Source organism: Mesorhizobium sp. M0768 (genome assembly GCF_040320195.1).
Taxonomy (GTDB): Bacteria; Pseudomonadota; Alphaproteobacteria; order Rhizobiales; family Rhizobiaceae; genus Mesorhizobium.
This window is the reverse complement of sequence record NZ_JAMYPD010000009.1, coordinates 47,952-72,560: the sequence shown is the minus strand read 5'-3', so window position 1 is coordinate 72,560 and position 24,609 is coordinate 47,952. Positions and strand designations below refer to the sequence as shown.

Genomic DNA, 24,609 nt, shown 5'->3' with positions numbered 1-24,609 from the left:
TTACCAGCGCGGCGTGATTTTCAAGTCACCGCGAAGACGCCAAGCACGATCAGCAGGAAGATAATCAGCACGATGCCGATGAGGATGCGTGCGCCGGTGGCAGCGGCTCCGGCCAGTGCCGGCATGCCGAGCAGGCTCGCCGCGGCCGCGATAATCAAAAGAATGATGATCCACCTGATCATGAGAGACACCTCGCAGGCGACAGGTTTGAACACCTACAAACGTCTATGTGATGCCTTAGGTTCCGCCGCGCTAGACCGCCGGCACGTCCCAGACTTCGCCCGGCCGCAAGGCGCGAAAACGTTGCCGCGGCAGGCCGGCAGCATCGAGCGCTTCGCCGAGCTTTCTGGGCGGCTCGTCGATCGGCTCGTTGGTGAGCCGGAACGTGCCCCAGTGACAGCCGGCTGCATAGGCGGCGTTGCACAAAAGCATGCCTTGCACCGCCTCCTCCGGATCCTGGTGATGTGGCGCCATGAACCAGCGCGGCTCGTAGGCGCCGATCGGCAGGATGGCGAGGCGGAAGCCGCCGTGCTTTTGCGCCATCAGCCGGTAATTGATGCCACCGTGGAAGCCGGTATCGCCGGCGAAATAGATCTTTGCGTCGGTTGTTTCGACGACGAAACCCGCCCACAGCGCCATGCGCCGGTCGCGAGTACCGCGGGCCGACCAGTGGTGCACCGGCTCGACATGGACGGCGACGCCATCGCCGATATCGACCCGGTCGCCCCAGTCATGCGCGGAAAGCCTCATACGGGGCACGGCAGGGCCGATGATCGTGTCGTTGCCGAGCGGCGTCAGCAGCAGCGGGTCGTGTCTTGTCTTCAGGCGCTTCAGCGTGGCGAGGTCGAGATGGTCGTAATGGTTGTGACTGACCAGCACGAGGTCGATCGGCGGCAAATGCGAAAACGCGATGCCCGGCGGATTGACGCGTTTCGGCCCGGCGAAGGAGAGCGGCGAGACGCGTCGCGACCAGACCGGGTCGGTCAGGATGTTCAGGCCGGCTGTCTGGACGAGCAGCGAGGAATGACCGACCATGGTGAGGCGCAGCGCAGAACCATCGATGCGCTCGACCGGTCTTGCCGGTGGAAACGGGCTCGGATCCGCCGCCGGCCATTTCGAGCGCTCGCGGCTCAATTGCCATTTCAACAGATCGGCAAAGCGACCGGGCGGCCGTCCGTCGGGATTGAAGAACAAGGTGCCGTCGAAATGATCGCTGGGCGGCCCGCTGTAGTAGCGGTTGGCGGCTCTCTTTCTCGCGGCCAAGAAATCGGCTCCCTGCAGTTTGCTGATCGCCAAGAGATAATGCCGGCGCCGGCCCGCACAAGCATTTGAGGTGAACGCCAGGGATTTGGCGCCAGCGCGCCGTATCGAAATCAACCGGAGGTGTCGGCCAAACGGCCAAGGCGTAACGCAATTTCAGGCAATGTGAATTTTGCGACAAATTTGCAACATTACCGGCGCAAACCGTATTTTAACCATATCGGGTTGAAATTTCGCCACCTTCTCCATCTTGGTGAGGGGGACATTGCGCGGACGGCATCCCCAGCCCGATCCGACGGAGGTTGAAGAATGAAATTTTCGAAAACCGGCCCGCTGGCCGTATCGCTGGCCGTGCTCGTTGCGAGCGGCTGTTCAACCTCACGGTTCACATCGATGGACGAGCAGCAGCCGGCGCCGCTGGAAGCTGCGCCCGCCGGCAAGGTGACTGCAAACCAGCTGCCGCCACCGGCGACACCCGGCCCGGCCGACCCGTCGAAATTTCCGACCGCGCCGCAGAACACGCAGGTCGCCTCGCTGCCGCCCGACGGGACGGCGCCGGCCGGTGCGGCCGACCTGACCGCGTCCAGCGTCGCCGGCGTGTGGAAGGCAAGCGTGTCCGGCCAGAGCTGTCAGGTGGCGACGCCGCAGACCAAATTCGGTTCGGGCTACCGCGCCGGACCGCTGCATTGCCCGGCGCCGCTCGACGGCATCAAATCCTGGAACGTCGCCGGCAAACAGCTGACGCTCTTTGACGAGAATGGCGGCACGCTGGCACGGCTCTATTCTTCGGGCGGCGAGAAATTCGACGGCCAGACTTCCAACGGCCTGCCGATCTCGCTTACAAGGTAAGTGAACGGCCCCCCATTGTTACGCAATTCCGGACAGAAAACCGCTGCACACTTTTCTTGGAATTGCTCTCTTTTGTTTTTTACGCAATTCCGGACAGAAAACCGCTGCACACTTTTCTTGGAATTGCTCCGGAACGACGTGACCAATGCATCTGCGTGACGGCCTCCAGACTCATGCGACCGTCAAGCAGCGCTATGACCATCTAGTCGAGACGGGCGCCATCGGGCGCGATCCGGCGCAGGAGCGGATCGCCGCTGCGCTCGACCGGCTGATCGAAGAGATATCGGCAAAGCGGCTGGCGCAGAAATCAAGCGCGCTGGGGTGGTTGTTCGCCCGCAAGCGCGAGGTGCACGAGGCGGTCAAGGGCCTTTATATCCATGGCGGCGTCGGCCGCGGCAAGACCATGCTGATGGACATGTTTTTCGAGCTGCTGCCGGTGCGGCGCAAGCGCCGGGTGCATTTCAACGACTTCATGGCCGACGTGCAGGACCGCATCCAGAAGCACCGACAGGCTCGCAAGAACGGCACGGCCAAGGAGGACGATCCGATCCCGCCGGTGGCGCGCGCGCTGGCCGAGGAAGCCTGGGTGCTATGCTTCGACGAGTTCTCCGTCACCGACATCGCCGATGCGATGATCCTGTCAAGGTTGTTTTCGGCGTTGTTTGCCAATGGCGTGGTGCTGGTTGCCACTTCCAATGTTGCGCCGCAGGATCTCTACCGCGACGGCCTGAACCGTCAGTTGTTTTTGCCGTTTGTCGCTATCCTGGAGCGCCACGCGCAGGTGCTGGCGCTGGACGCCGATAAAGATTACCGCCTCGACAAGCTCAGCCGCATGCCGGTCTACATCACCGCGGCCGATGCCGCCGCCGACCATGCGCTCGACGACGCGTGGGCGGTGATGACGCATGGCAGGCCGACGGCCGAGACGATGCTGACGGTGAAGGGCCGGCACGTCGTGGTGCCGCGTTCTGCCGGCGAGGCGGCGCGGTTTTCCTTCGCCGATCTCTGCGAGAGGCCGCTCGGCGCCCGCGACTATCTTGCCATTGCCAGCCGTTTCTCGACCATCTTCATCGACCGTGTGCCGGTGCTCGGCGAAGGCAAGCGCAACGAAGCCAAGCGCTTCATCCTGCTGGTCGATACGCTCTACGATCATCATGTACGGCTGGTGCTGAGCGCCGCGGCACCGCCGGCGCAGCTCTATACGGCCAAGCGCGGCAACGAAGTCTTCGAGTTCGAGCGCACCGCATCGCGGCTGATCGAGATGCAGAGCCATGACTGGCTCGAGAACTGGGCGGAGAGGCAGGGGGCGCAGGGATCATCGACCGAGGCACGGCAGGCTCAGGCGTGAGGGATAGTACAGAAGGGGTCGCTGCCGCCGGCTATAACCGATAAACATACATGACGAACCCCTCCGCCGGCCCATGCGGCTCTTTTCGCGACTCGTAAAGTGCGCGAGCAGCAACATTGTCCGGCTCGGTGCAGACCCACGCCTCCTCACAGCCATGCTCGCGACCGAGTGCCAACATGGCGCCGAGCATCCTCGTCGCAATGCCCAGGCGTTGAAAGGCCGGCGCCACGCCGACCTCGTCTATGTAGAGTTCGCTCACCTTGTCCGGGTGGCGGTGGATGACGGCTGCGCATTGGCCAACGACGATGCCGTCGGCGAGGGCCACGACCATGAAATGACCGGGCTCCGCGAGATAGGCGGAGAGCCGATCCGGCCTGACCGGCTCGTCGAAGACTTCGCCGGCAACCCGCATCACAAGGGCGTCATCGCCAGGAAACAGCCTTCTGATTTCCAGTGCCATTGTGTAGAATTCCTCTAGTCGGCTTCAAAATTTTGACGTTTACGTAAGTCCCATTGTTTCTAACCGATTGAAATTACTCACTCCAAAATAATCGTTTGAATTTTTGTGCGGCCGGGGCTATTGCGTGCGGCGAATTTCGCGGTTCCGCAGCATTCCGGCCTCTTCCTCCGACGCCGTCATCAAATCGTCAAGGATTTGGGCGCCGTCATAGTCAAAGGGAAAACATCCTGACATGGCACGCAACAAGATAGCGCTCATCGGCTCGGGCATGATCGGCGGCACCCTCGCCCACATGGTCGGCCTCAAGGATCTCGGCGACGTCGTGCTGTTCGATATCGCCGAAGGCATCCCGCAAGGCAAGGGACTGGACATCGCGCAGTCGTCGCCGGTCGATGGGTTCGACTCGAGGCTGACCGGCGTCAACGACTATGCCGGCATCGAGGGCGCCGATGTCTGCATCGTCACCGCCGGCGTGCCGCGTAAGCCCGGCATGAGCCGCGACGATCTTCTAGGCATCAATCTGAAGGTGATGGAGCAGGTCGGCGCCGGCCTCAAGAAATACGCGCCGAAAGCCTTCGTCATCTGCATCACCAATCCGCTCGACGCCATGGTCTGGGCGCTGCAGAAGTTTTCCGGCCTGCCCAAGAGCCATGTCGTCGGCATGGCCGGCGTGCTCGACAGTTCGCGCTTTCGTTATTTCCTGGCCGAGGAATTCAAGGTCTCGGTCGAGGACGTCACCGCCTTCGTGCTCGGCGGCCATGGCGATTCCATGGTGCCGATGATCCGCTATTCGACGGTTGCCGGCATCCCGCTGCCCGACCTCATCAAGATGGGCTGGACCTCGAAAGAGCGGCTCGACCAGATCGTGCAGCGCACCCGCGACGGCGGCGCCGAGATCGTCGGCCTGCTCAAGACCGGCTCTGCCTTTTATGCGCCGGCCGCCTCAGCCATCGCCATGGCCGAAGCCTATCTCAAGGACAAGAAGCGGGTGCTGCCCTGTGCGGCGTACCTCTCCGGCCAATATGGCGTCAAGAACACCTATGTCGGCGTTCCCGTGGTAATCGGCGCCGGCGGCGTCGAGCGGATCATCGAGATCGAGCTCGCGAAGAGCGAGCAGAAGATGTTCGACAATTCGGTCGCGGCGGTGCAGGGCCTGTGCGACGCCTGCGTCAAGATCGCTCCGCATCTCGCGGCCAAGTAAGCCGGTAACCGAGCCCGCCAAGCAAGCTGGAGACATAGCGCATGAACATCCATGAGTATCAGGGCAAGGCGCTGCTGAAAGGCTTTGGCGCACCCGTGGCCGAGGGCGTGCCGGTGTTCAAGGCGAGCGAGGCGGAAGCTGCCGCCAAGGCGCTGCCCGGCCCACTCTATGTAGTCAAGAGCCAGATCCATGCCGGCGGCCGCGGCAAGGGCAAGTTCAAGGAGCTCGGGCCCGATGCCAAGGGCGGCGTCAGGCTGGCGAAGTCGGTGGCCGAGGTCGTCGCCAACGCCAAGGAGATGCTCGGCCATACGCTGGTCACCAAGCAGACCGGCCCGGCCGGCAAGCAGGTCAACCGGCTCTACGTCGAGGACGGCGCCGACATCGACCGCGAGCTCTATCTGTCGATCCTGGTCGACCGCTCGGTCGGGCGCGTCGCCTTCGTCGTCTCGACCGAGGGCGGCATGGACATCGAGGCGGTCGCCCACGACACGCCGGAAAAGATCATTACCGTCGCCATCGACCCGGAAAAGGGCGTGACGGCCGACGATGCGAAGAAGCTCAACGCCGCACTGAGGCTCGACGGCGACGCCGCCAAGGATGGCGCGACCCTGTTTCCGATCCTCTACAAGGCGTTTGTCGAGAAGGACATGAGCCTGCTCGAGGTCAACCCTTTGATCGTCATGAAGAACGGCCGGCTGCGCGTGCTCGACGCAAAAGTGTCGTTCGACAACAATGCGCTGTTCCGCCACCCGGACGTGCTCGAATTGCGCGACACCACCGAAGAGGACGAGAAGGAGATCGAGGCGTCGAAATACGACCTCGCCTATGTCGCGCTCGACGGCAATATCGGCTGCATGGTCAACGGCGCCGGCCTCGCCATGGCAACGATGGACATCATCAAGCTTTATGGCGCCGAGCCGGCCAACTTCCTCGATGTCGGCGGCGGCGCGTCGAAAGAAAAGGTGACGGCGGCGTTCAAGATCATCACCAAGGATCCGGCGGTCAAAGGCATTCTGATCAACATCTTCGGCGGCATCATGAAATGCGACATCATCGCCGAGGGCGTCATCGCAGCGGTCAAGGAGGTCGGCCTGCAGGTGCCGCTGGTTGTGCGGCTGGAAGGCACCAATGCCGAGCTCGGCAAGAAGATCATCAACGACAGCGGGCTAAACGTGGTGTCGGCCGATGACCTCGATGACGCAGCCAAGAAGATTGTCGCGGCGGTGAAGGGCGACTGATGCATCGGTTGCTGGCCATAGCGCTCTGCGGCATGGCCTTTTGGGCCAGCGCTGCTGCGGCCGCGGATAGTTCGAAGTCGCCCGCCTGGATCGGCAAGAGGGTCAATCTCTTCATGAACTTATGTCCGGCAACGGCGCCCAGCTTCGGCCGGTTCAACGCGGTTGCCCGGCAAAGCGGGTTCAAGGCCGGATCCGACGGGCTACAAGTCTACAAGGCTACGGAAATCGTTGCCTCAATCAAGAGTTCGAACGGTCGCTGCGACTGCCTGGTCTCCTTCGGCACCAACGATCCGAAGCTGGCCGCCAACATGATCCTGAAAAGGCTTCTGACCAAATATGGCAGCAGTTTCCAAGCCGATGATGACCCCAAGTCCCTTGGTGAATTGAGAACGTCTGGCGGCAATTTATCGGTGCAGATCGTGACGATCCGGCGCGCCGGGGGCCGATGGATCGGTGCTGTCGTTCACGGAAACCAAAAATGCCCAGCTTGAAAACAGAACTTCAGGGTCAAGGTTGATAGGCGATGCCTCCGCACAAGATAAACCTCGTCGAGGCGGCGGATCAGAAGATCAAGAAGGTCTTCGATCCGCATATCGCCGGCGACGTGAACGACAGCCAGGTCAAGATCGCCAAATTCGGCGATGTCTTCGACTGGCACGCGCATGACAATGAAGACGAAGCATTCTTGGTGCTGCGCGGCCGCATCGCCATCGATTTCCGCGACGGCACGGTTGAGCTTGGCAGCGGCGAGTTCATCGTTGTGCCGCGCGCCGTCGAGCACCGGCCGCGCTCGCTCAGCGAACAGCCGGTGGTGCTGATGTTCGAGCCGGCGACGACGCTCAACACCGGCAACGCTAAGAGCGACCTCACCGTCGCCGATCTCAAGCGGCTCTGACCATGAACGCTGCGCCCTTCTCCTCACTCTCGGCCGATCACCAGCGCCTGCGGGCGCTGGTCGGAGCGTGGCGCGGCGAGGAAGAGGTGTCGGCCACGAAATGGGCCGACGGCGGAACAGCGAGTTCGGAAATACTGGCAGAGGCACAGTTCGGCGGCCTGTTCGTAGTGCAGCGCTATCGCCAGCGCCGCGACGGCACGGTTTCGTTCGGCGCGTACAGCGTGTTCGGCTTCGACCAGCAAAACAAAATCGTCACCATGCACCAGTTCGATTCGATGGGTTTCGTGCCGATGTCGCCGGCCAAAGGCAGCTGGAACGGCACGGAGCTGGTTCTGGAGCGGTCGTCGCAGCGCGGCTCCGCGCGTGTGACTTATATTTTCGACAATGCCGATGCCTTCGGCATGCGACTGCATTTCAAACCTGCCGGCGGCGATGGCTGGCAAGACATGGTGAGCGGCGTCTACCGGCGCGTCTCGCCTTCCTCGATCAATGGTTTTTAGAAAAGGGCTCCGATGTCCATTCTCGTCGACAAGAACACCAAGGTGCTGGTGCAGGGCCTGACCGGCAAGACCGGCACGTTCCATACCGAACAGGCGCTCGCCTATCACGGCACAAAGATGGTCGGCGGCATCCACCCCAAGAAGGGCGGCGAAACCTGGACCGGCGCCAAGGGCGAGGCGCTTCCGATCTTCGCCACCGTAGCCGAAGGCAAGGCCAGGACCGGCGCCAACGCTTCGGTCGTCTACGTGCCGCCGGCGGGTGCTGCCGAAGCGATCCTGGAAGCGATCGAGGCCGAGATCCCGCTGATCGTCTGCATCACCGAGGGCATACCGGTGATGGACATGATCAAAGTCAAGGCAAGGCTCGACCGTTCGACATCGCGGCTTATCGGCCCCAACTGCCCCGGCGTGCTGACCCCCGATGAATGCAAGATCGGCATCATGCCCGGCAACATCTTCCGCAAGGGCTCGGTCGGCGTTGTTTCCCGCTCGGGAACGCTTACCTATGAGGCGGTGTTCCAGACCACGAATGTCGGCCTCGGCCAGACCACTGCCGTCGGCATCGGCGGCGATCCGGTCAAAGGCACGGAGTTCATCGACGTGCTGGAGATGTTCCTCGCCGACGACGAGACCAAGTCGATCATCATGATCGGTGAAATCGGCGGTTCGGCCGAGGAAGACGCCGCGCAATTCCTCAAGGACGAGGCAAAGCGCGGCCGCAGCAAGCCGATGGCCGGCTTCATCGCCGGGCGCACCGCACCGGCGGGCCGCACTATGGGCCATGCGGGCGCGGTCATCTCCGGCGGCAAGGGCGGCGCGGAAGACAAGATCGCGGCGATGGAATCGGCCGGCATCAAGGTTTCGCCGTCGCCGGCCCGGCTCGGCACGACGCTGGTCGAGGCGATCAAGGGTTAGGGGAGTAAGGGAGTACGGGAATAGGGGAGTAGGGAACAAGACGAGGGCATTTGCCCTACTCCCTTACTCCCCTATTCCCTTACTCCCCTCCAACAAAGGAGACGAAGCAAAGGCTTCGACAGTGACATGGCAAGACAAGATCAGGCCAACGACCAATTTTCGCTTACCTCTTTCCTCTATGGCGGCAATGCCGATTATATCGACGCGCTCTATGCCGCCTATGAGGACGATCCCGCTTCGGTCGATCCCGAATGGCAGGACTTCTTCGCGGCGCTGAAGGATGACGCCGGCGACGTGCGCAGGAACGCCAAGGGCGCCTCTTGGGCCAAGCCCACCTGGCCGATGCAGGCCAATGGCGAGCTGGTCTCGGCGCTGGACGGCAATTGGGGCCTGATCGAAAAGCACATCGAAAAAAAGGTCAAGGACAGGGCGGCCGGCAACGGCGCAGCGCTTTCCGACGCCGACGTGCATCAGGCGACGCGCGATTCCGTCCGCGCCATCATGATGATCCGCGCCTTCCGCATGCGCGGTCATTTGCACGCCAATCTCGATCCGCTCGGCATCGCCAAGCCGCTCGAGGACTATAACGAGCTGTCGCCGGAGAATTACGGCTTCACCGAAGCCGATTACGACCGGCCGATCTTCCTCGACAATGTACTCGGGCTGGAATTCGGCACCATCCGGCAGATGCTCGATATCCTGACCCGGACCTATTGCTCGACGCTCGGCGTCGAATTCATGCATATTTCCGATCCCGAGGAGAAGGCCTGGATCCAGGCGCGCATCGAGGGTACCGACAAGGAGATCTCCTTCACCGCCGCCGGCAAGAAGGCGATCCTGCAGAAGCTTGTCGAGGCGGAAGGCTTCGAGCAATTCATCGATGTCAAGTACAAGGGCACCAAGCGCTTCGGCCTTGATGGCGGCGAGTCGCTGATCCCGGCGCTGGAGCAGATCATCAAGCGCGGCGGCCAGCTCGGCATGAAGGAGATCGTGCTCGGCATGGCGCATCGCGGCCGGCTGAACGTGCTGTCGCAGGTGATGGCCAAGCCGCACCGCGCCATTTTCCATGAGTTCAAGGGCGGCTCCGCTGCGCCCGACGAGGTCGAGGGCTCGGGCGATGTGAAGTACCATCTCGGTGCCTCGTCGGATCGCGAGTTCGACGGCAACAAGGTGCATCTGTCGCTGACCGCCAATCCCTCGCATCTGGAAATCGTCGACCCGGTGGTGATGGGCAAGGCGCGCGCCAAACAGGACTATCTGTTCGGCCGCAGCCGCGAGGAGATCGTGCCGCTGGAAGAGCGTGCTAAGGTGCTGCCCTTGCTGCTGCATGGCGACGCCGCCTTTGCCGGCCAGGGCGTGATTGCCGAAATCCTCGGCCTGTCGGGCCTGCGCGGCCACCGCGTCGCCGGCACGCTGCATTTCATCATCAACAACCAGATCGGCTTCACCACCAACCCGCGCTTCTCGCGCTCGTCGCCCTATCCGTCCGACGTGGCCAAGATGATCGAGGCGCCGATCTTCCACGTCAATGGCGACGATCCGGAAGCCGTGGTCCATGCGACCAAGGTGGCGATCGAATTCCGCATGAAGTTCCACAAGCCTGTCGTGGTGGACATGTTCTGCTACCGCCGCTTCGGCCACAATGAGGGCGACGAGCCCGCCTTCACCCAACCGATCATGTATCGCAAGATCCGCAACCAGAAGACGACGGTGCAGATCTATGCCGACCGGCTGATTTCCGAAGGCCACATCACCCAGGCCGAGTTCGAAAAGATGAAGGCCGATTGGCGGGCGCATCTCGAGCAGGAATTCGAGGTGGGCCAGCATTACAAGCCGAACAAGGCGGACTGGCTGGACGGCGCGTGGTCCGGCCTGCGCTCGGCCGACAACCAGGACGAACAGCGGCGCGGCAAGACCGCCGTGCCGGTCAAGATGCTGAAGGAGATCGGCAAGAAACTGACCGAGGTGCCGAAGGATTTCGAGGCGCACAGGACGATCATCCGCTTCCTCGACAACCGCCGCCAGGCGATCGAGTCCGGCGAAGGCATCGACTGGTCGACGGCCGAGGCGCTGGCCTTCGGCGCCATCCTGCTCGACGGCAATCCGATCCGGCTGTCCGGACAGGATTCGGAGCGCGGCACCTTCTCGCAGCGCCATTCCGTGCTCTACGACCAGCGCGACGAGACACGCTACATTCCGCTCAACAATCTGTCGGCGGCGCAGGCCGGCTTCGAGGTCATCAACTCGATGCTGTCGGAAGAGGCCGTGCTCGGCTTTGAATATGGCTACTCGCTGGCCGAGCCGAAGGCGCTGACGCTGTGGGAAGCGCAGTTCGGCGACTTCGCCAACGGCGCCCAGGTGGTGTTCGACCAGTTCATCTCGTCGGGCGAGCGCAAATGGCTCAGAATGTCGGGCCTCGTCTGCCTGCTGCCGCATGGCTATGAAGGCCAGGGGCCGGAGCACTCGTCGGCCCGGCTCGAGCGCTTCCTGCAGCTTTGCGCCGAAGACAATATGCAGGTCGCCAACGTCACGACGCCGGCCAATTACTTCCACATCTTGCGCCGGCAATTGAAGCGGGACTTCCGTAAGCCGCTGATCCTGATGACGCCGAAGTCGCTGCTGCGCCACAAGCGGGCGGTATCGACGCTGCCGGAGATGTCGGGCGAAAGCGCCTTTCACCGGCTGTTGTGGGACGATGCCCAGCTGCTGTCGGGCCAGGCCATCAAGCTCACCAAGGATTCGAAGATCCGCCGTGTCGTGATCTGTTCGGGCAAGGTCTATTACGACCTCTACGAGGAGCGCGAGAAGCGCGGCATCAACGACATCTATTTGCTGCGCGTCGAGCAGCTCTATCCGTTCCCGGCCAAGGCGCTGATCACCGAACTGTCGCGCTTTCGCAATGCCGAGATGGTGTGGTGCCAGGAGGAGCCCAAGAACATGGGCGCATGGTCGTTCATCGACCCGTATCTCGAATGGGTGCTGGCGCATATCGACGCCAAGCATCAGCGGGTGCGCTATACCGGCCGGCCAGCCGCCGCCTCGCCGGCGACCGGATTGATGTCGAAGCATCTCGCCCAGCTTGCCGCCTTGCTCGACGACGCGCTTGGTGAATAGAACAGAACCGAAAGAAACGGACAGGCACAATGGCAACCGAAATCCGCGTCCCGACACTTGGTGAATCCGTCACCGAGGCGACCATCGGCAAATGGTTCAAGAAGGTCGGCGACGCGATCGCCGCCGATGAGCCGCTGGTCGAGCTCGAAACCGACAAGGTGACGGTGGAAGTGCCGGCCGCCGCCGCGGGCACGCTCGCCGAGATCGCCGTCAAGGAAGGCGAGACGGTCGGCGTCGGCGCACTGCTCGGCACGATTTCGGCGGGCGCCGGCGCGGCAGCCAATGCCGCCGCCGCTCCGGCGGACAAACAGGATGCGGTATCGCAGGCTTCGGCTCCCACCGCAGCCTCGAGCGTCAAGCAGGCCGCTGCCGAGACGGCCAAGATCGCCGGCGACGCCGGCGCGATCGAGACGCGCACCATGCCGCCGGCGCCGTCGGCGGCAAAGCTGCTGGCCGAGCACAATCTCGCGGTCGACCAGGTGTCGGGCTCGGGCAAGCGCGGCCAGGTGCTGAAAGGCGACGTGCTCGACCTTATCGCCAGGGGCGCGCCGTCGCAGCCGGCCGAAATGCCGAAGGCAGCGCCTGTACCGGCACCCGTTGCCGCGCGCGCGCCGTCCCCGGCCGACGATGCGTCGCGCGAGGAGCGCGTGCGCATGACCAAGCTGCGCCAGACCATCGCGCGCCGCCTCAAGGAAGCGCAATCGACCGCCGCCATGCTGACCACATTCAACGAGGTCGACATGAGCGCGGTGATGGCGCTGAGGGGCAAATACAAGGACGTGTTCGAGAAGAAGCACGGCGTGAAGCTCGGCTTCATGGGCTTCTTCACCAAGGCCGTCACCCATGCGCTGAAGGAGATCCCGTCGGTCAATGCCGAGATCGACGGCACCGACATCATCTTCAAGAACTACGCTCATATCGGCGTTGCCGTCGGTACAGAGAAAGGCCTTGTCGTGCCGGTTGTGCGCAATGCCGACCAGATGTCCATCGCCGAAATCGAGAAGGACATCGGCAGGCTGGGGCTTGCGGCGCGCGACGGCAAGCTCTCCGTCGCCGATATGCAAGGCGGCACGTTCACGATTTCCAACGGTGGCGTTTACGGGTCGCTGATGTCGACGCCGATCCTCAATGCGCCGCAGTCGGGCATTTTGGGCATGCACAAGATCCAGGAGCGGCCGGTGGTGGTCGGCGGCCAGATCGTGATCCGGCCGATGATGTATCTGGCGCTCTCCTACGACCACCGCATCGTCGACGGCAAGGAAGCGGTGACCTTCCTGGTCCGCGTCAAGGAAAGCCTGGAGGACCCTGAGCGGCTGGTGCTCGACCTCTAGGGGGGCTCCGGTGGCTGAGCCGATCGACCCGATAGATCTGTTCGAACTATTGTCGACAGGCCGTGCTGGCCCAATCGAGCTCGGCAAGAGCGACCGCGAGACGGTTCGCAGCTTGATAGATCCGGAGGATCTGCGGGCGGACAATCATTATCGCCACGGAGACGCCGGATCGGCGTGGTGCATCTATGGTGCCAATTGCGAGTTCTTCTTCAGTCCCGATTTTCGTCTGAGGTCGATTAGTGTCGAGCCTGTCTTCGGAAGACTGGAATCGGGTGGAACGATTGCGACTTGGTACGGCCATCTTAACGTCGATGTGGGCCGGCATCCCGTGACTTTTGCAGGCACACAACCGATTGCCATACATACCTTGCCCAAGGCACTGCAGTTCCTGAACAAGAGCGAGTTCAAGTGGGCAATCGGCGGCGGTCGTGAGCGCGACGTCTATATTGAGCTGGCGGAGAGTTCTCGCATCTTGACCCTCAAATACGAGGTGAACGCGGTTCCGGTCGACAGGAATGAAAACGTAGCGTTTGAGATAGACTATTTTCTTTCGACGGTCTTCATCCTCGATCAAGCTGTTCAAGGCGGATAGCAGTGACGATCCGTTCTTTCTTGTCCGAAAGCCTGTCGACCGCATCGATAGCGGTCGGCGCGGCGATGATCCCGGCGGCCGCGCACGCCGCCTGCCCGCTCGAGCTCGCCGTCTATGGCGATCCTGAAGACGCCGCCGAGATCGATTTCAGGCCGACCGGCGAGTCGGCCGCCGTCACCAACAGCTTCAAGATGGTGCTCGACAAGCGCATCGTGCTCGACGGCATCGTCATGTGGACCGAGAGCGCGGCGCGGCCGCATGGCTCGCTGATGTACAAATGCCCGGCCGGCGACGTCACCGGCGACGAGCTCGCCGCCTGCACCGTGTGGGAGGGCGTCATCTACACTGCCGACGACCAGGGCAATATCGCGTTGCTGCCGGGCGAAGGAAAGGATGCGCCGAAGAAGCTGATCCTGCCCGATCTGGGAGCGTCGTTGCAGATGTCGGCGGCCTACGGCGCCAACGGCTTTTCCAAGGTGCCCTGGGACGTCTTTGCCCTGAAAGGATGTCAGGAATGAGCGCGAGCGGAAAGATCCTGCTGGTGACTGGCGGCAGCCGCGGCATCGGCGCCGCTACATGCAGGCTTGCCGCCAGGGCCGGTTATCGCATTGCGGTCAATTACATGTCGAATGCAAAAGCCGCCGAAACGGTGGTCGCCGACATCGAGGCTGCTGGCGGAGAAGCCTTTGCGGTCAAGGGCGATGTCGGCAGCGAGACGGACGTGTTGGCCATGTTCGAGGCTGTCGATGCCCGTTTCGGTCGGCTCGACGCGCTCGTCAACAATGCCGGCGTGGTCGACCAGAGCGCGCGCGTCGACGAGCTGAGCGCTGCGAGGCTGGAGCGCATGATGCGCATCAATGTGATCGCGCCGATGCTTTGCGCCCGCGAGGCGGTGAAGCGGATGTCGACCAGGCATGGCGGCAAGGGCGGTGCCATCGCCAATGTTTCTTCGATCGCGGCAAGGCTTGGCGGGCCGGGTCAATATGTCGACCACGCCGCCTCCAAGGGCGCGGTCGATTCCTTCACCGTCGGGCTTGCCCGCGAAGTGGCCGGCGAAGGCATTCGTGTCAACGCGGTCAGCCCGGGCATCATCGACACCGAAATTCATGCCTCCGGCGGTCAGCCGGATCGGGCCGAGAGAATGCGCAAGGTGGTGCCCATGCAGCGCGTCGGCACCGCCGAGGAAGTCGCAGCCGCAATTCTCTGGCTGCTGTCGGACGAGGCGTCCTACACAACCGGCGCCAATCTGGAAATCGGCGGCGGCCGCTAAAGCAAAAGGGACAGTATCATGGCCTATGACGTCGTTATCATCGGATCGGGACCAGGCGGCTATGTCTGCGCCGTCAAGGCGGCGCAGCTCGGTCTGAAGACTGCGGTGGTCGAAAAGAACCCGACCTTCGGCGGCACCTGCCTCAACATCGGCTGCATCCCGTCAAAGGCGCTGCTGCATGCGTCCGAGATGTTTGCCGAGGCCGGCCATTCCTTCGAGGCGCTCGGCGTCGAGATCGGCGCGCCCAAGCTCAACCTTGGGAAGATGATGGCACACAAGGATGCGACGGTGACGGCCAACGTCAATGGCGTCGCCTTCCTGTTCAAGAAGAACAAGATCGACAGTTTTCGTGGCACCGGCAAGGTGGTTGCGGCCGGCAAGGTGTCGGTGACCTCCGATGACGGCAAGGTCGAGGAGATCGAGACCAAGAACATCGTCATCGCCACCGGCTCCGACGTCGCCGGCATTCCCGGCGTCAAGGTCGATTTCGATGAGAAGGTGATCGTCTCGTCGACCGGCGCGCTGTCGCTGGACAAGGTGCCGGGCCATCTGGTGGTGGTCGGTGGTGGTGTCATCGGTCTGGAGCTCGGCTCGGTATGGGCGCGGCTCGGCGCCAAGGTCACCGTGGTCGAGTTCCTCGACACCATCCTGGGCGGCATGGATGGCGATGTCTCCAAGCAGTTCCAGCGCCTGCTGTCGAAGCAGGGCTTTGAATTCAGGCTGGGCGCCAAGGTGACCGGCGTCGCCAAGGCCAAGAAGGGGGCGACGGTTACCTTCGAGCCGGTCAAGGGCGGAGCAGCCGAGACGATCGAGGCGGACGCGGTGCTGATTGCGACGGGACGACGGGCCTATTCGGACGCTCTCGGGCTGAAGGAGGCCGGCGTCGACGTCGACGAGCGCGGCCGGGTCAAGACCGACGGCCATCTCAGGACCAACGTGCCCGGCATCTACGCCATCGGCGATGTCATCGCCGGGCCGATGCTTGCCCACAAGGCCGAAGACGAGGGCGTGGCGGTGGCCGAGACCATCGCCGGCCAGGCCGGTCATGTGAACTATGACGTGATTCCGAGCGTCGTCTACACCACGCCGGAAATCGCCACGATCGGCAAGACCGAAGAAGAATTGAAGAAGGCCGGCATCGACTACAAGGCCGGAAAATTCCCGTTCAGCGCCAATGGCCGCGCGCGCGCCATGCTGCACACCGACGGCTTTGTGAAAATCCTGGCCGACAAGGCCAGCGACCGTGTGCTCGGCGTCCACATCGTCGGCTTCGGGGCCGGCGAGATGATCCATGAGGCGGCCGTGCTGATGGAATTTGGCGGCTCGTCGGAAGACCTAGCCCGCACCTGTCACGCCCATCCGACAATGTCGGAAGCGGTAAAGGAGGCGGCATTGGCGACGTTCTTCAAGCCGATCCATATCTGAGCGGTTGAATCGCAGGCGACGGTGGCGATTGGCGAAATAGCCAATCTCGCCCCAAGTGGCCCCAAGTGGGGAGATGTCCGGCAGGACAGAGAGGGGCGCGAAGGATCACCACAGACGGCTTCCATTCTCAACCGCAGATGGATTCCAGGGTCTCCGCGATGTCGCTTCGCTCCTGCTCCGCGCTGGATGACGAAGATGAAGTTAGCCCATGGCTAATCGCAGCTCAGAGCATCGACGGCTGCTCTCAAAAAAACGGCCCGCCTTTCAGCGGACCGTTCATATATTAAATCAGCAGTCTGATCACTGAGCCGGTGCCGGCGCTGGTGCTGGTGCCGGGGCCGGGGCCGGGGCCGGGGCGGGCGCAGGGGCCGGAGCCGGAGCCGGAGCGGGTGTTGCCGGAGCTGGCGCAGGAGCCGGTTCGGCTGGTTTCATCGGCTCGGCGGGCGCTGGGGCGGGAGCCGGTGTGCTGGCTGCGGGCGGTTCGGCAGGCGTAGGTGCCTCGCTACGTCTTCCAAAAACATAATAGGCGACAATTGCCAGGATAACGACGACCAGGGCAATCAGCCAGCCGCTGCCGCCGCCGCTTGGCCGTGCGGAGCCCGGCGAGGTGAATGGGTCGTTCGGATTGGGTGTGTTCGCCATAAAAGTGTCCTCCGTGGATGAAAAACATCAAGTAATAGCCATCAACGTACAATCGTTGAATCGGTTTCACATTAGGCGTTGAAAACGCCGAAAACAGGGCAATTCTGATCCGGAATCGCTCGCAGGCATGCATTTCCACCGCAAAATGGGTTCGATCGAGCCAAACCGAACCTTTTTCGGTTTCTTGGCACGAAGCGCGGCTGGTCCGCCGTCGCGCCACGCGTAAGGGCTGATCCCGCCTCGGCAATGATTCGGTGTGCAACTCCGCCGTGTCGTTCAGTTGACGGCGGTCACCGTATAGCCGGTCTTGCGGAAACCCTCGACCAAGCCTTGCGCTCCGGGAAGGTGCATGGCGCCGACCGCCATGAAGACATTGCCGTGGGCGAGGATCGGCGCTGCACGATCGACCATCACCTTGTTGCGGCTGGTGATCATGGTCTGCTCGAATTCGGCGTAACCCGATTCGTCGTCGACCTGATCGGGGACGACAGCCCGAAACAGCGGTACATACATGCCAGTGTCGCCACGCCGGTAAAGCACGATCATGGTTTCGTTGACGTCGTTCACCTTGTCGCCAAGCTTCAGCGTATCGACCAGCCCCTTCAGGTGAAAGGCGATCGGCAGCGAAGCCATGGCGCGCAGCTGGTCGGCGATTGTCTCCAGCCCCTCGACCGATTTGCCCGAAGCCTCGGCGTCCTTGGCAAGCTTGACGTCGAGCACCGGCGCACCGCCAGCCTGGCGAGCTACTTCGCATGCAGGTAGCGCGACCATCGCCGACAGCAACCAAGGTTTCATCTTGGCGACGGTCGCTGGCGGGATGCCACGCGCATCGAGCGCCTTGTTGACCACCGCCGCATCCTCCGGCGACAGCAGCGACGAAAGCGTCGTCTTGTCGGTGAACATCATCAGATCCGGCTCTTTCAGCATTGCTGCCATCATCTTCTGCTTGTCGAGCACTTCGGTGGTCTCGATGATGACGGTGCCAGCCGCATCGAATGCCTTCTGCGCGGCGGGTGGCAGCGTGGTGACGCGCGGGTCGGTAACGTGCATGGTGCCGAACAGGAAGGACGGTTTTTCGCCCGATTTTTCGAGCTTCCACAGCAGGCCCTTGCCGTTCGGCGTCGCTGCCGCCTCCGCCTCGATCTTGCGGTAGGCAGCCGGGTCGTCCTTTTGCAGCGCGCTCAGCATATCGCTACCGGTGCAGGCCGAAGTCTCGGCGCGTGCCTTGCCCGCCGCGAGCAGCGCGACGATGAGGAAAGAGAGGAAAAACAGGGCGTTCAGCGCGACGAGCAGCTTCAGCGACACATGGGTCGCGCGGTCGGCGATGGCGATGAGGCGTTTCATGCTGCGGTTCTAGGCGCAAAAAGCGGCAAAACGGTTAACCGGCGCATCAAAATTGTTGCGAGATGGCCACCGACACATGCATCGATCACGCACGAGGATGAGCTGCTTCGTAAATCTCGAGCAGCCTGGCGGTGTCGACGCCGGTGTATATCTGGGTTGTCGACAGGCTGGCGTGGCCGAGCAACTCCTGGATGGTGCGCAGGTCGCCGCCGCGCCCTAGCAGATGCGTGGCGAAGGAATGGCGCAGCGCATGCGGCGTCGCCGTGTCGGGCAGGTTGAGCGCCGAGCGCAGCTTGGCCATGTCGCGCTGGACGATTGCCGGGTTGAGTGGGCCGCCGCGGGCACCGCGAAACAGCAGGCCCTTGGGATCGAGATGCCAAGGGCAGAGGCGGCGGTATTCGGCAATCGCCCGCAGCGCCACCGGCAGCACCGGCACAAGCCGGGTCTTGCCACCCTTGCCGGTGACGCGCAGCACGGTATCACCAGGTGAGGAAAGATCGGCGCTCGACAGGCCGAGCGCCTCGGAAATCCGCAAACCGGACCCATAGAGCAGGGTCAGCACGGCGGCGTTGCGCGCGGCAATCCACGGCTCCTCCGCCAGTTGGCCTTCCACCGAGACGACGTGTTTTGCATCGCTTGCGGTCAGCGGCTTGGGCAGCGATTTCGGCTGCCGCGGCGCGCGCAAGGCTGTCGCACCTGCCGCATTGGCGAGGCCGCGCCTTTCCAGGAAACGCAACAGCGAGCGGATGCCGGCCAGCCCGCGCCCGAGCGTACGGGCGCCGGCGCCCTCGGCACGGCGGGCAGCGAGAAAGCCGCGCAAATCGGCGGGGCGCAGATCGGCGATGTCGGAAATGCCGGGCGAGCCGCCGCAATGGCCGGTCAGGAAATGCAGGAACTGGCGTGTGTCGCGCTCATAAGCCTCGACGGTTTCGGGCGATAGCCGGCGTTCGCGCGCCAGCATCTTCAGCCAGGCCTCGCGCGCCGCCTGCAGGTCGGGTTTTGCCGATATGAGGAATTCCTGCATTGCACTCTTCCAGTTCCCCGCCATCTTCCGGCACGCGGGTTAGGAAGCGGTGAAGAGCGGCGTCATTGAAATGACGACGGGCTGGGGTTAGAGCAAAGCAAAGGATTTTCCGCAGATGAGCAAGCCGCAAAACCCCGTCCAGATGGCCGTGATCGGTGCCGCGCACGGCATCAAGGGCGAATTGCGCGTCAAGAGCTTTACCGGCGACCCGCTGGCGCTGGCCGATTACGGTCCCCTCTACGCCAGGGACGGCCGCGCCTTCCAGATCGTTGACATCAGGCCCGCCAACACCGTGGTGGTGGTGCGCTTCAAAGGCGTCAACGACCGCAATGCCGCCGAGGCGCTGGCCGGCACCGAATTGTTCGTCGATCGTTCGGTGTTGCCCGATGAGGGCGAAGAGGATGAATTCTACCATGCCGACCTCGTCGGACTGGAGGTCAAGGACGACACCGGTGCGGTCGTCGGCAAGGTCGTCGCCGTGCACAATTTCGGCGGCGGCGACATTCTCGACGTGACGCTGGCGGGGCGCAAGGGCGTGCTCATCCCGTTCACTCAGGCCGCCGTTCCGGAAGTGTCGATCGCCGGCGGCTTTGTCCGCGTTGATCCAGCCGCCGCAGGTTTGGTCGAGGATGAGGACGGCGAGCCTCCCGCTGACGACGGTTTCGACCCCAGGGGCAGGCCGCGCGGGCCGAGGGACGCCGGAGGCAACCGGTGAGTTTTTCGGCTTCGGTGCTGACGCTCTATCCCGAGATGTTTCCCGGCGCGCTTGGCCTGTCGCTGGCCGGCCGCGCCCTCGAGACCGGCATTTGGTCGCTCGAAACGATCCAGATCCGCGACTTTGCCAGCGATCGTCACCGTACCGTCGATGACACGCCGGCCGGCGGCGGCGCCGGCATGGTGATGCGGGCAGACGTGCTGGCCAGCGCCATTGACCATGCCTCGCCGGCAGCCGATCCACGTCCGCGCCTGCTGATGAGCCCGCGCGGCAAGCCGCTGAACCAGGCACGCGTGCGCGAACTCGCCGCTGGGCCGGGTGCGGTGATCGTCTGCGGCCGCTTCGAAGGCGTCGACCAGCGGGTCATTGAGGCGCGCGGCCTCGAAGAAGTTTCGATCGGCGACTTCATCCTGTCCGGCGGCGAGCCGGCGGCACTGGTGCTGCTCGACGCCGTGGTGCGCCTGCTGCCCGGCGTCATGGGCAATGCGGTATCGGGCGAGGAAGAGAGCTTTGAAAACGGCCTGCTCGAACATCCGCATTATACGCGGCCGCAGGAGTTCGAGGGCCGGCCGATTCCCGAAGTGCTGATTTCGGGCAATCACAGGAAGATCGCGGCGTGGCGGCGGGCCGAAGCGGAGAGGCTGACGAAGGAGCGACGACCGGATCTTTCAGCCGCTCAGCCCTTATCGAAATAGTAGAAAGCCAGGAACAGGCCGACGGCGATGACGAAGCCGCGCACCGCGTTCTGCGGCACGCGCCTGGCGATCCAGACGCCGGCATAGCCGCCCAGCGCGCCACCCGGGATCATGATGATCGCCTGCAGCCAGGCAATGACGCCGCCCGAGACGAAGACGAGGATGGCAACCGCAGCGATGACTACGGCCAGCATGTTCTTCAGTGCGTTCAGCCGGTGATAGTCGCCGGACTGGGTGAGACCGAGCGTCGCCAGCATCATGACGCCCATGCCGGCGCCGAAGAAGCCGCCATAGACGGCGGTGGCGAACTGCGCCAGCGACCCGACCAGCGAACCTACCGCGGCCTCATGCCCCGGCTTGGGCGCCGGCTTCAGCCATGGCCCGGCAGCGAACAATGCGGTTGCCGCCAGCAGCAGCCACGGCACCAAGGCGCGGAACGACGGGTTGTCGAGCCCTAGAAGGATGAGCGCGCCAGACAGCGCACCGAGAGCCGAAATGAGGCTGAGCAGCAGTGCGCCACGCCAGAAATGCTTGATGTCGTGCCAATAGGCGAGCGTCGAGGTGATGTAGCCAGGAAATTGCGTCACCGACGATGTCGCATTGGCGACGATCGGCGGCAGGCCGGCCAGGGTCATGGCGCCAAAGGTTATGAACGTGCCGCCGCCGGCAACGGCATTGACCGCGCCTGATAGAAAGCCGGCGAGAAAGAGCAGGACCGCGTCCAAGATTGGCATGAGGGTGTCGTCGCTGGAGGAAAATGCTTATCTTCCGGCTTAGGAAGCTTGACGCGCGGGCGCAACCCCCTGGACCACAAGCGATCACGGGATTGCCACAGCGGCCTCAGCCAAAAAGAAACAGCGCCAAAAAAGAAACAGCGAAGACGTGACAAAGCGCCGAAATAGCTGTATGTGCGCGCCGAACCGGAAGAAAATATGCCAAGAGCGATCTTCTGGCCCGTCAACAATGACGGTGTAGTCGCCCCTGCCCGATGTTCTCGAACAGACGTTCTCGAACGAAGGGCATAGCCGAGCGGTCGATGCGACTGCAAGGCGAGTGTCGGACGCTCTGACTGTCGGAAGAACAAGAAGTGGATTATTGAGATGGACATCCTCCGTCAGCTCGAGGCCGAGCAGGCCGCCAAGATCGAAGCCAAGCGCAAGCTCCCCGAATTCCAGCCCGGCGATACCGTGCGCGTCCAGGTCCGTGTGACCGAAGGCACCCGCACCCGCGTCCAGGCCTATGAGGGCGTCGTCATCGCCCGCGCCGGCGCCGGCTTCCAGGAAAACTTCACCGTCCGCAAGATCTCCTACGGCGAAGGCGTGGAGCGGGTGTTCCCGGTCTATTCACCGATGGTCGAAGGCGTCGAGATCGTGCGCCGCGGCAAGGTGCGTCGCGCCAAGCTGTACTATTTGCGTGACCGTCGCGGCAAATCGGCCCGCATTTCGGAAAACACCGGCGTGCGCGCCCGCAAGCTGAACGACGAAGAGCGCGATGCGCTGAACGCCGAGAAGGCGCGCATCGAGGCCGAGAAAGTGGCCGCCGCCCAGGCGCTGGCCGCCGAGAAGGCCGCGCAGGACGCCGCCGAGAAGAAGGCCGCCGACGAGGCCGCCAAGGCCGCGGAAGCAGCTGCCGCCGAATAAGGCTCTTCAAGAACGTATTTTCGGAAAGGCGGCTTCGGCCGCCTTTTTGTTTCGCGAGGCGGATTCTATTTTGCCGGGCTGCATCGGCCGCAATCGATACGGATCGTTCCGTAATGCCGCCGTTGAAAGCATTGAAATCCATTTTCGTGCCGAACGCCGCATCGGAGCGGCTTGCAAGGCGCCGGCGGAAAGCTAAAGTCGGCGCCGGATTTCCTGCATGCCTCGGCCGATCGAGGCGGTTCAGTTCCTGGGGAGCATCGTCATGATCAATTCGAAACTGCTGCTGGCCGGCCTGCTGGCTTGCCTTCTCGTGCCTGTCGCGGCTCTGGCGCAGGCGCTGCCCGACCTCGGCGGCAAGAAAGTGGTGGTGGTGACCGAAAACGCCTATCCGCCGCTGCAGTTCATCGATGCCAAGACCGGCAAGCAGATCGGTTGGGAATATGACGCGATGAACGAGATCGCCAAACGGCTGAATTTCAAGGTCGAGTACCAGAATACCTCCTGGGACGCGATGATCCAGGCGGTTTCCGACAATCAGTACAACATCGGCATGACCGGCATCACCATCAAGGACGACCGCAAGCAGAAGGTCGATTTCTCCGATCCGTATATGCGCTCGGAACAGTTCATGCTGGTGCGCGGCGACGAGAAGCGCTTCACCGATGCAAAGACGTTCGCCGCCTTCAAGGACGGGCTGATCGGCGCGCAGGCCGGCACCACGCCCTTCTACACCGCCGTCTACAGCGTGCTCGACGGCAACGAGCAGAACCCGCGCATCAAGCTGTTCGAGACATTCGGCGCGACGGTGCAGGCGCTGAAGGCCGGCGACGTCGACGTCGTGCTCACCGACGGCACTGCCGGCAAGGGCTATGTCGATGCGTCCAATGGCGGCCTTAAGCTGATCGGCGGCCCACTCGGCACCGAGGATTTCGGCTTCATCTTCCCCAAGGGCTCCGACCTGGTGAAGCCGGTCAACGCGGCAATCGCCGCGCTCAAGGCCGACGGTACGCTCGACGCGCTCAACAAGAAGTGGTTCCTTGATTACAAGATGGGGCAGTAGGCCCGCTTGTTGCGCGCATTTCATGACGATTGTGCGCGGGAACTCGCGCTGACTCTGCGCTCGTACACCCCCCTCTGTCCTGCCGGACATCTCCCCCTCAAGGGGGGAGATCGGATTTCGCATCGGCTTTCGCCAATTTTCAGTGTTGCAGAACGGGCCGCGAGGTCAAAGCTGCCGATCTCCCCCCTTGAGGGGGAGATGGCCGGCAGGCCAGAGGGGGGTGTGACAGAACGCTGCCTTCGTGACTCTGTTATCGGTACCGCTTGATGCCGTCGGCGCCTCTCGCCTCAGCCAAATCCGACTTCCCGTGGTGGCTTGCCGTGGCCGTGGCGATCGCCTTGGCCGCCGCCATCTTCATCGCTGCCAGCGACCTCTATGCCCAGGTCTTCGCAACCGTCGCCAAGGGCATCGGCGTCACCATCTTCGTCACGGTGGTCGCCTTCGCGCTGGCTTGCGCGATCGGGCTCGGCGTCGCGCTGATGGGTCTGTCGGGCTCACGCTGGCTCAGCCAGATCGGCCGCTTCTACGTCGAGATCATCCGCGGCGTGCCGATGCTGGTGCTGTTGTTCTGGATCGCCTTTGCCGGGGCGCCGGCCTTCGTCGCGGCATGGAACGCGCTGACGGCGCCGCTGCAAAGCGCCGGCCTCGTCGGTGAGCTGCTGGTACGCGACGTGTCGTTGCTTTGGCGCGCCGTCATGGCGCTGACCATCGGCTATTCCGCCTTCATCTCGGAGGTGTTCCGCGCCGGTATCCAGGCGGTCGAGAAGGGGCAGATCGAGGCGGCCAAGGCGCTCGGGCTGACGCGCACCCAGCGCTTCCGGCTGGTCATCTTTCCGCAGGCGATCCGCACCATCCTGCCGCCGCTCGGCAATGATTTCGTCGCCATGGTCAAGGATTCCTCGCTGGTCTCGGTGCTGGGCGTCGCCGACATCACCCAGATGGGCAAGATCTACGCCGCCGGCTCGTTCCGCTTCTTCGAAACCTATTCGATCGTCGCCTATATCTATCTCATCCTGACCGTTGGCCTGTCGTTGGCCTTGCGGGCGCTGGAGAAGCGGCTCCGCCACCAGCATGGGGAATAGAAGGCAGGC

Annotated in this window: 25 protein-coding genes; 19 read left to right on the top strand and 6 right to left on the bottom strand. The window is 63.2% G+C overall.

From position 1 onward, the window contains the following. Positions 1-20: 20 nt before the first annotated feature. Positions 21-182, bottom strand: coding sequence for a DUF1328 family protein (locus NKI08_RS14455; RefSeq protein ID WP_031195454.1), 162 nt, complete (start codon positions 180-182; stop codon positions 21-23). A 70-nt stretch (positions 183-252) separates the two neighbouring features. Then, complete coding sequence (locus NKI08_RS14450) at positions 253-1,263, bottom strand: MBL fold metallo-hydrolase (RefSeq protein ID WP_352770273.1); 1,011 nt, start codon at positions 1,261-1,263, stop codon at positions 253-255. A 306-nt stretch (positions 1,264-1,569) separates the two neighbouring features. Between NKI08_RS14450 and NKI08_RS14445 the strand changes: the two genes are divergently transcribed. Together NKI08_RS14445 and zapE are read left to right on the top strand one after the other, a co-directional pair. Continuing rightward, on the top strand, positions 1,570-2,109 hold the full coding sequence (locus NKI08_RS14445; RefSeq protein WP_352470813.1) for a protease inhibitor Inh/omp19 family protein: 540 nt from the start codon (positions 1,570-1,572) through the stop codon (positions 2,107-2,109). A 145-nt stretch (positions 2,110-2,254) separates the two neighbouring features. Next, complete coding sequence (zapE, locus tag NKI08_RS14440) at positions 2,255-3,457, top strand: cell division protein ZapE (RefSeq protein ID WP_352685338.1); 1,203 nt, start codon at positions 2,255-2,257, stop codon at positions 3,455-3,457. A 31-nt stretch (positions 3,458-3,488) separates the two neighbouring features. Here zapE and NKI08_RS14435 read toward each other — a convergent pair whose 3' ends face one another. After that, positions 3,489-3,917: a GNAT family N-acetyltransferase gene (locus NKI08_RS14435; RefSeq protein ID WP_352770270.1), complete on the bottom strand. Its 429-nt coding sequence runs from the start codon at positions 3,915-3,917 to the stop codon at positions 3,489-3,491. Positions 3,918-4,149: 232 nt separating this feature from the next. On the opposite strand from NKI08_RS14435, the gene mdh reads away from it, so the two are divergent. From mdh to lpdA, 12 genes are all read left to right on the top strand, one after another. Then, on the top strand, positions 4,150-5,118 hold the full coding sequence (gene mdh, locus NKI08_RS14430) for a malate dehydrogenase (RefSeq protein WP_352456335.1): 969 nt from the start codon (positions 4,150-4,152) through the stop codon (positions 5,116-5,118). Positions 5,119-5,159: 41 nt separating this feature from the next. Then, complete coding sequence (gene sucC / locus NKI08_RS14425) at positions 5,160-6,356, top strand: ADP-forming succinate--CoA ligase subunit beta (RefSeq protein ID WP_352770268.1); 1,197 nt, start codon at positions 5,160-5,162, stop codon at positions 6,354-6,356. Positions 6,357-6,388: 32 nt separating this feature from the next. Next, complete coding sequence (locus NKI08_RS14420) at positions 6,389-6,847, top strand: hypothetical protein (protein ID WP_352770265.1); 459 nt, start codon at positions 6,389-6,391, stop codon at positions 6,845-6,847. A 32-nt stretch (positions 6,848-6,879) separates the two neighbouring features. Then, complete coding sequence (locus tag NKI08_RS14415; protein ID WP_352615464.1) at positions 6,880-7,251, top strand: cupin domain-containing protein; 372 nt, start codon at positions 6,880-6,882, stop codon at positions 7,249-7,251. Between the two features lie 2 nt (positions 7,252-7,253). After that, positions 7,254-7,751: a DUF1579 family protein gene (locus NKI08_RS14410; protein WP_352540827.1), complete on the top strand. Its 498-nt coding sequence runs from the start codon at positions 7,254-7,256 to the stop codon at positions 7,749-7,751. Between the two features lie 12 nt (positions 7,752-7,763). Then, positions 7,764-8,666, top strand: coding sequence for a succinate--CoA ligase subunit alpha (gene sucD / locus NKI08_RS14405; protein WP_352450172.1), 903 nt, complete (start codon positions 7,764-7,766; stop codon positions 8,664-8,666). A 126-nt stretch (positions 8,667-8,792) separates the two neighbouring features. Beyond that, the gene (locus NKI08_RS14400; protein ID WP_352770262.1) at positions 8,793-11,780 is read left to right on the top strand and encodes a 2-oxoglutarate dehydrogenase E1 component; all 2,988 of its coding nucleotides are present in this window, start codon (positions 8,793-8,795) and stop codon (positions 11,778-11,780) included. Between the two features lie 29 nt (positions 11,781-11,809). After that, positions 11,810-13,111 carry a 2-oxoglutarate dehydrogenase complex dihydrolipoyllysine-residue succinyltransferase gene (odhB, locus tag NKI08_RS14395; RefSeq protein ID WP_352470805.1) on the top strand — a complete coding sequence of 434 codons (1,302 nt, stop codon included), beginning with the start codon at positions 11,810-11,812 and terminating at the stop codon, positions 13,109-13,111. Positions 13,112-13,121: 10 nt separating this feature from the next. Next, positions 13,122-13,703 carry a hypothetical protein gene (locus NKI08_RS14390; RefSeq protein WP_352770260.1) on the top strand — a complete coding sequence of 194 codons (582 nt, stop codon included), beginning with the start codon at positions 13,122-13,124 and terminating at the stop codon, positions 13,701-13,703. A 65-nt stretch (positions 13,704-13,768) separates the two neighbouring features. Then, positions 13,769-14,221, top strand: a complete 453-nt coding sequence (locus tag NKI08_RS14385; RefSeq protein WP_352770460.1) for a hypothetical protein — start codon at positions 13,769-13,771, stop codon at positions 14,219-14,221. Continuing rightward, a complete protein-coding gene (locus NKI08_RS14380; protein WP_352770258.1) occupies positions 14,218-14,973 on the top strand; it encodes an SDR family oxidoreductase in 756 nt (251 codons plus the stop codon). Before NKI08_RS14385 ends, NKI08_RS14380 begins: the two co-directional genes overlap by 4 nt. Before the next feature lie 18 nt (positions 14,974-14,991). After that, on the top strand, positions 14,992-16,398 hold the full coding sequence (gene lpdA, locus NKI08_RS14375; RefSeq protein ID WP_352770257.1) for a dihydrolipoyl dehydrogenase: 1,407 nt from the start codon (positions 14,992-14,994) through the stop codon (positions 16,396-16,398). 918 nt (positions 16,399-17,316) lie between these two features. Here the strand turns inward: lpdA and NKI08_RS14370 are convergent. Then, positions 17,317-18,384 carry a TraB/GumN family protein gene (locus NKI08_RS14370; RefSeq protein WP_352615453.1) on the bottom strand — a complete coding sequence of 356 codons (1,068 nt, stop codon included), beginning with the start codon at positions 18,382-18,384 and terminating at the stop codon, positions 17,317-17,319. Positions 18,385-18,469: 85 nt separating this feature from the next. Beyond that, entirely contained in the window at positions 18,470-19,408 is a 939-nt protein-coding gene (locus tag NKI08_RS14365; protein WP_352470801.1) for a tyrosine recombinase XerC, read from the bottom strand. Positions 19,409-19,523: 115 nt separating this feature from the next. Here NKI08_RS14365 and rimM point away from each other — a divergent pair, with 115 nt between their 5' ends. Together rimM and trmD are read left to right on the top strand one after the other, a co-directional pair. Next, positions 19,524-20,123, top strand: coding sequence for a ribosome maturation factor RimM (gene rimM, locus NKI08_RS14360; protein ID WP_352685328.1), 600 nt, complete (start codon positions 19,524-19,526; stop codon positions 20,121-20,123). Then, positions 20,120-20,818, top strand: coding sequence for a tRNA (guanosine(37)-N1)-methyltransferase TrmD (gene trmD / locus NKI08_RS14355; RefSeq protein ID WP_352470799.1), 699 nt, complete (start codon positions 20,120-20,122; stop codon positions 20,816-20,818). The genes rimM and trmD overlap by 4 nt, the downstream gene beginning before the upstream one ends. On the opposite strand, the gene NKI08_RS14350 is transcribed toward trmD, so the two are convergent. After that, on the bottom strand, positions 20,800-21,552 hold the full coding sequence (locus tag NKI08_RS14350; protein ID WP_352500810.1) for a sulfite exporter TauE/SafE family protein: 753 nt from the start codon (positions 21,550-21,552) through the stop codon (positions 20,800-20,802). The two genes, trmD and NKI08_RS14350, sit on opposite strands and share 19 nt — an antisense overlap. 366 nt (positions 21,553-21,918) lie before the next feature. Here NKI08_RS14350 and rplS point away from each other — a divergent pair, with 366 nt between their 5' ends. From rplS to NKI08_RS14335, 3 genes are all read left to right on the top strand, one after another. Next, on the top strand, positions 21,919-22,458 hold the full coding sequence (rplS, locus tag NKI08_RS14345) for a 50S ribosomal protein L19 (protein WP_254817835.1): 540 nt from the start codon (positions 21,919-21,921) through the stop codon (positions 22,456-22,458). 262 nt (positions 22,459-22,720) lie between these two features. Then, positions 22,721-23,518 (top strand): transporter substrate-binding domain-containing protein, encoded by a 798-nt coding sequence (locus NKI08_RS14340; RefSeq protein WP_031212709.1) that lies wholly within the window; start codon positions 22,721-22,723, stop codon positions 23,516-23,518. 266 nt (positions 23,519-23,784) lie between these two features. Then, the gene (locus tag NKI08_RS14335; RefSeq protein WP_352770253.1) at positions 23,785-24,600 is read left to right on the top strand and encodes an amino acid ABC transporter permease; all 816 of its coding nucleotides are present in this window, start codon (positions 23,785-23,787) and stop codon (positions 24,598-24,600) included. The last annotated feature ends 9 nt before the right edge of the window (positions 24,601-24,609 follow it).

Bases quoted from the DNA above. Each gene is read 5' to 3' on its own strand.
- NKI08_RS14455 (WP_031195454.1), bottom strand. From the start codon at position 182: ATGATCAGGTGGATCATCATTCTTTTGATTATCGCGGCCGCGGCGAGC.
- NKI08_RS14445 (WP_352470813.1), top strand. From the start codon at position 1,570: ATGAAATTTTCGAAAACCGGCCCGCTGGCCGTATCGCTGGCCGTGCTC.
- zapE (WP_352685338.1), top strand. From the start codon at position 2,255: ATGCATCTGCGTGACGGCCTCCAGACTCATGCGACCGTCAAGCAGCGC.
- NKI08_RS14435 (WP_352770270.1), bottom strand. From the start codon at position 3,917: ATGGCACTGGAAATCAGAAGGCTGTTTCCTGGCGATGACGCCCTTGTG.
- mdh (WP_352456335.1), top strand. From the start codon at position 4,150: ATGGCACGCAACAAGATAGCGCTCATCGGCTCGGGCATGATCGGCGGC.
- sucC (WP_352770268.1), top strand. From the start codon at position 5,160: ATGAACATCCATGAGTATCAGGGCAAGGCGCTGCTGAAAGGCTTTGGC.
- NKI08_RS14420 (WP_352770265.1), top strand. From the start codon at position 6,389: ATGGCCTTTTGGGCCAGCGCTGCTGCGGCCGCGGATAGTTCGAAGTCG.
- NKI08_RS14415 (WP_352615464.1), top strand. From the start codon at position 6,880: ATGCCTCCGCACAAGATAAACCTCGTCGAGGCGGCGGATCAGAAGATC.
- NKI08_RS14410 (WP_352540827.1), top strand. From the start codon at position 7,254: ATGAACGCTGCGCCCTTCTCCTCACTCTCGGCCGATCACCAGCGCCTG.
- sucD (WP_352450172.1), top strand. From the start codon at position 7,764: ATGTCCATTCTCGTCGACAAGAACACCAAGGTGCTGGTGCAGGGCCTG.
- NKI08_RS14400 (WP_352770262.1), top strand. From the start codon at position 8,793: ATGGCAAGACAAGATCAGGCCAACGACCAATTTTCGCTTACCTCTTTC.
- odhB (WP_352470805.1), top strand. From the start codon at position 11,810: ATGGCAACCGAAATCCGCGTCCCGACACTTGGTGAATCCGTCACCGAG.
- NKI08_RS14385 (WP_352770460.1), top strand. From the start codon at position 13,769: ATGATCCCGGCGGCCGCGCACGCCGCCTGCCCGCTCGAGCTCGCCGTC.
- NKI08_RS14380 (WP_352770258.1), top strand. From the start codon at position 14,218: ATGAGCGCGAGCGGAAAGATCCTGCTGGTGACTGGCGGCAGCCGCGGC.
- lpdA (WP_352770257.1), top strand. From the start codon at position 14,992: ATGGCCTATGACGTCGTTATCATCGGATCGGGACCAGGCGGCTATGTC.
- NKI08_RS14370 (WP_352615453.1), bottom strand. From the start codon at position 18,384: ATGAAACGCCTCATCGCCATCGCCGACCGCGCGACCCATGTGTCGCTG.
- NKI08_RS14365 (WP_352470801.1), bottom strand. From the start codon at position 19,408: ATGCAGGAATTCCTCATATCGGCAAAACCCGACCTGCAGGCGGCGCGC.
- rimM (WP_352685328.1), top strand. From the start codon at position 19,524: ATGAGCAAGCCGCAAAACCCCGTCCAGATGGCCGTGATCGGTGCCGCG.
- NKI08_RS14350 (WP_352500810.1), bottom strand. From the start codon at position 21,552: ATGCCAATCTTGGACGCGGTCCTGCTCTTTCTCGCCGGCTTTCTATCA.
- rplS (WP_254817835.1), top strand. From the start codon at position 21,919: ATGGACATCCTCCGTCAGCTCGAGGCCGAGCAGGCCGCCAAGATCGAA.
- NKI08_RS14340 (WP_031212709.1), top strand. From the start codon at position 22,721: ATGATCAATTCGAAACTGCTGCTGGCCGGCCTGCTGGCTTGCCTTCTC.
- NKI08_RS14335 (WP_352770253.1), top strand. From the start codon at position 23,785: ATGCCGTCGGCGCCTCTCGCCTCAGCCAAATCCGACTTCCCGTGGTGG.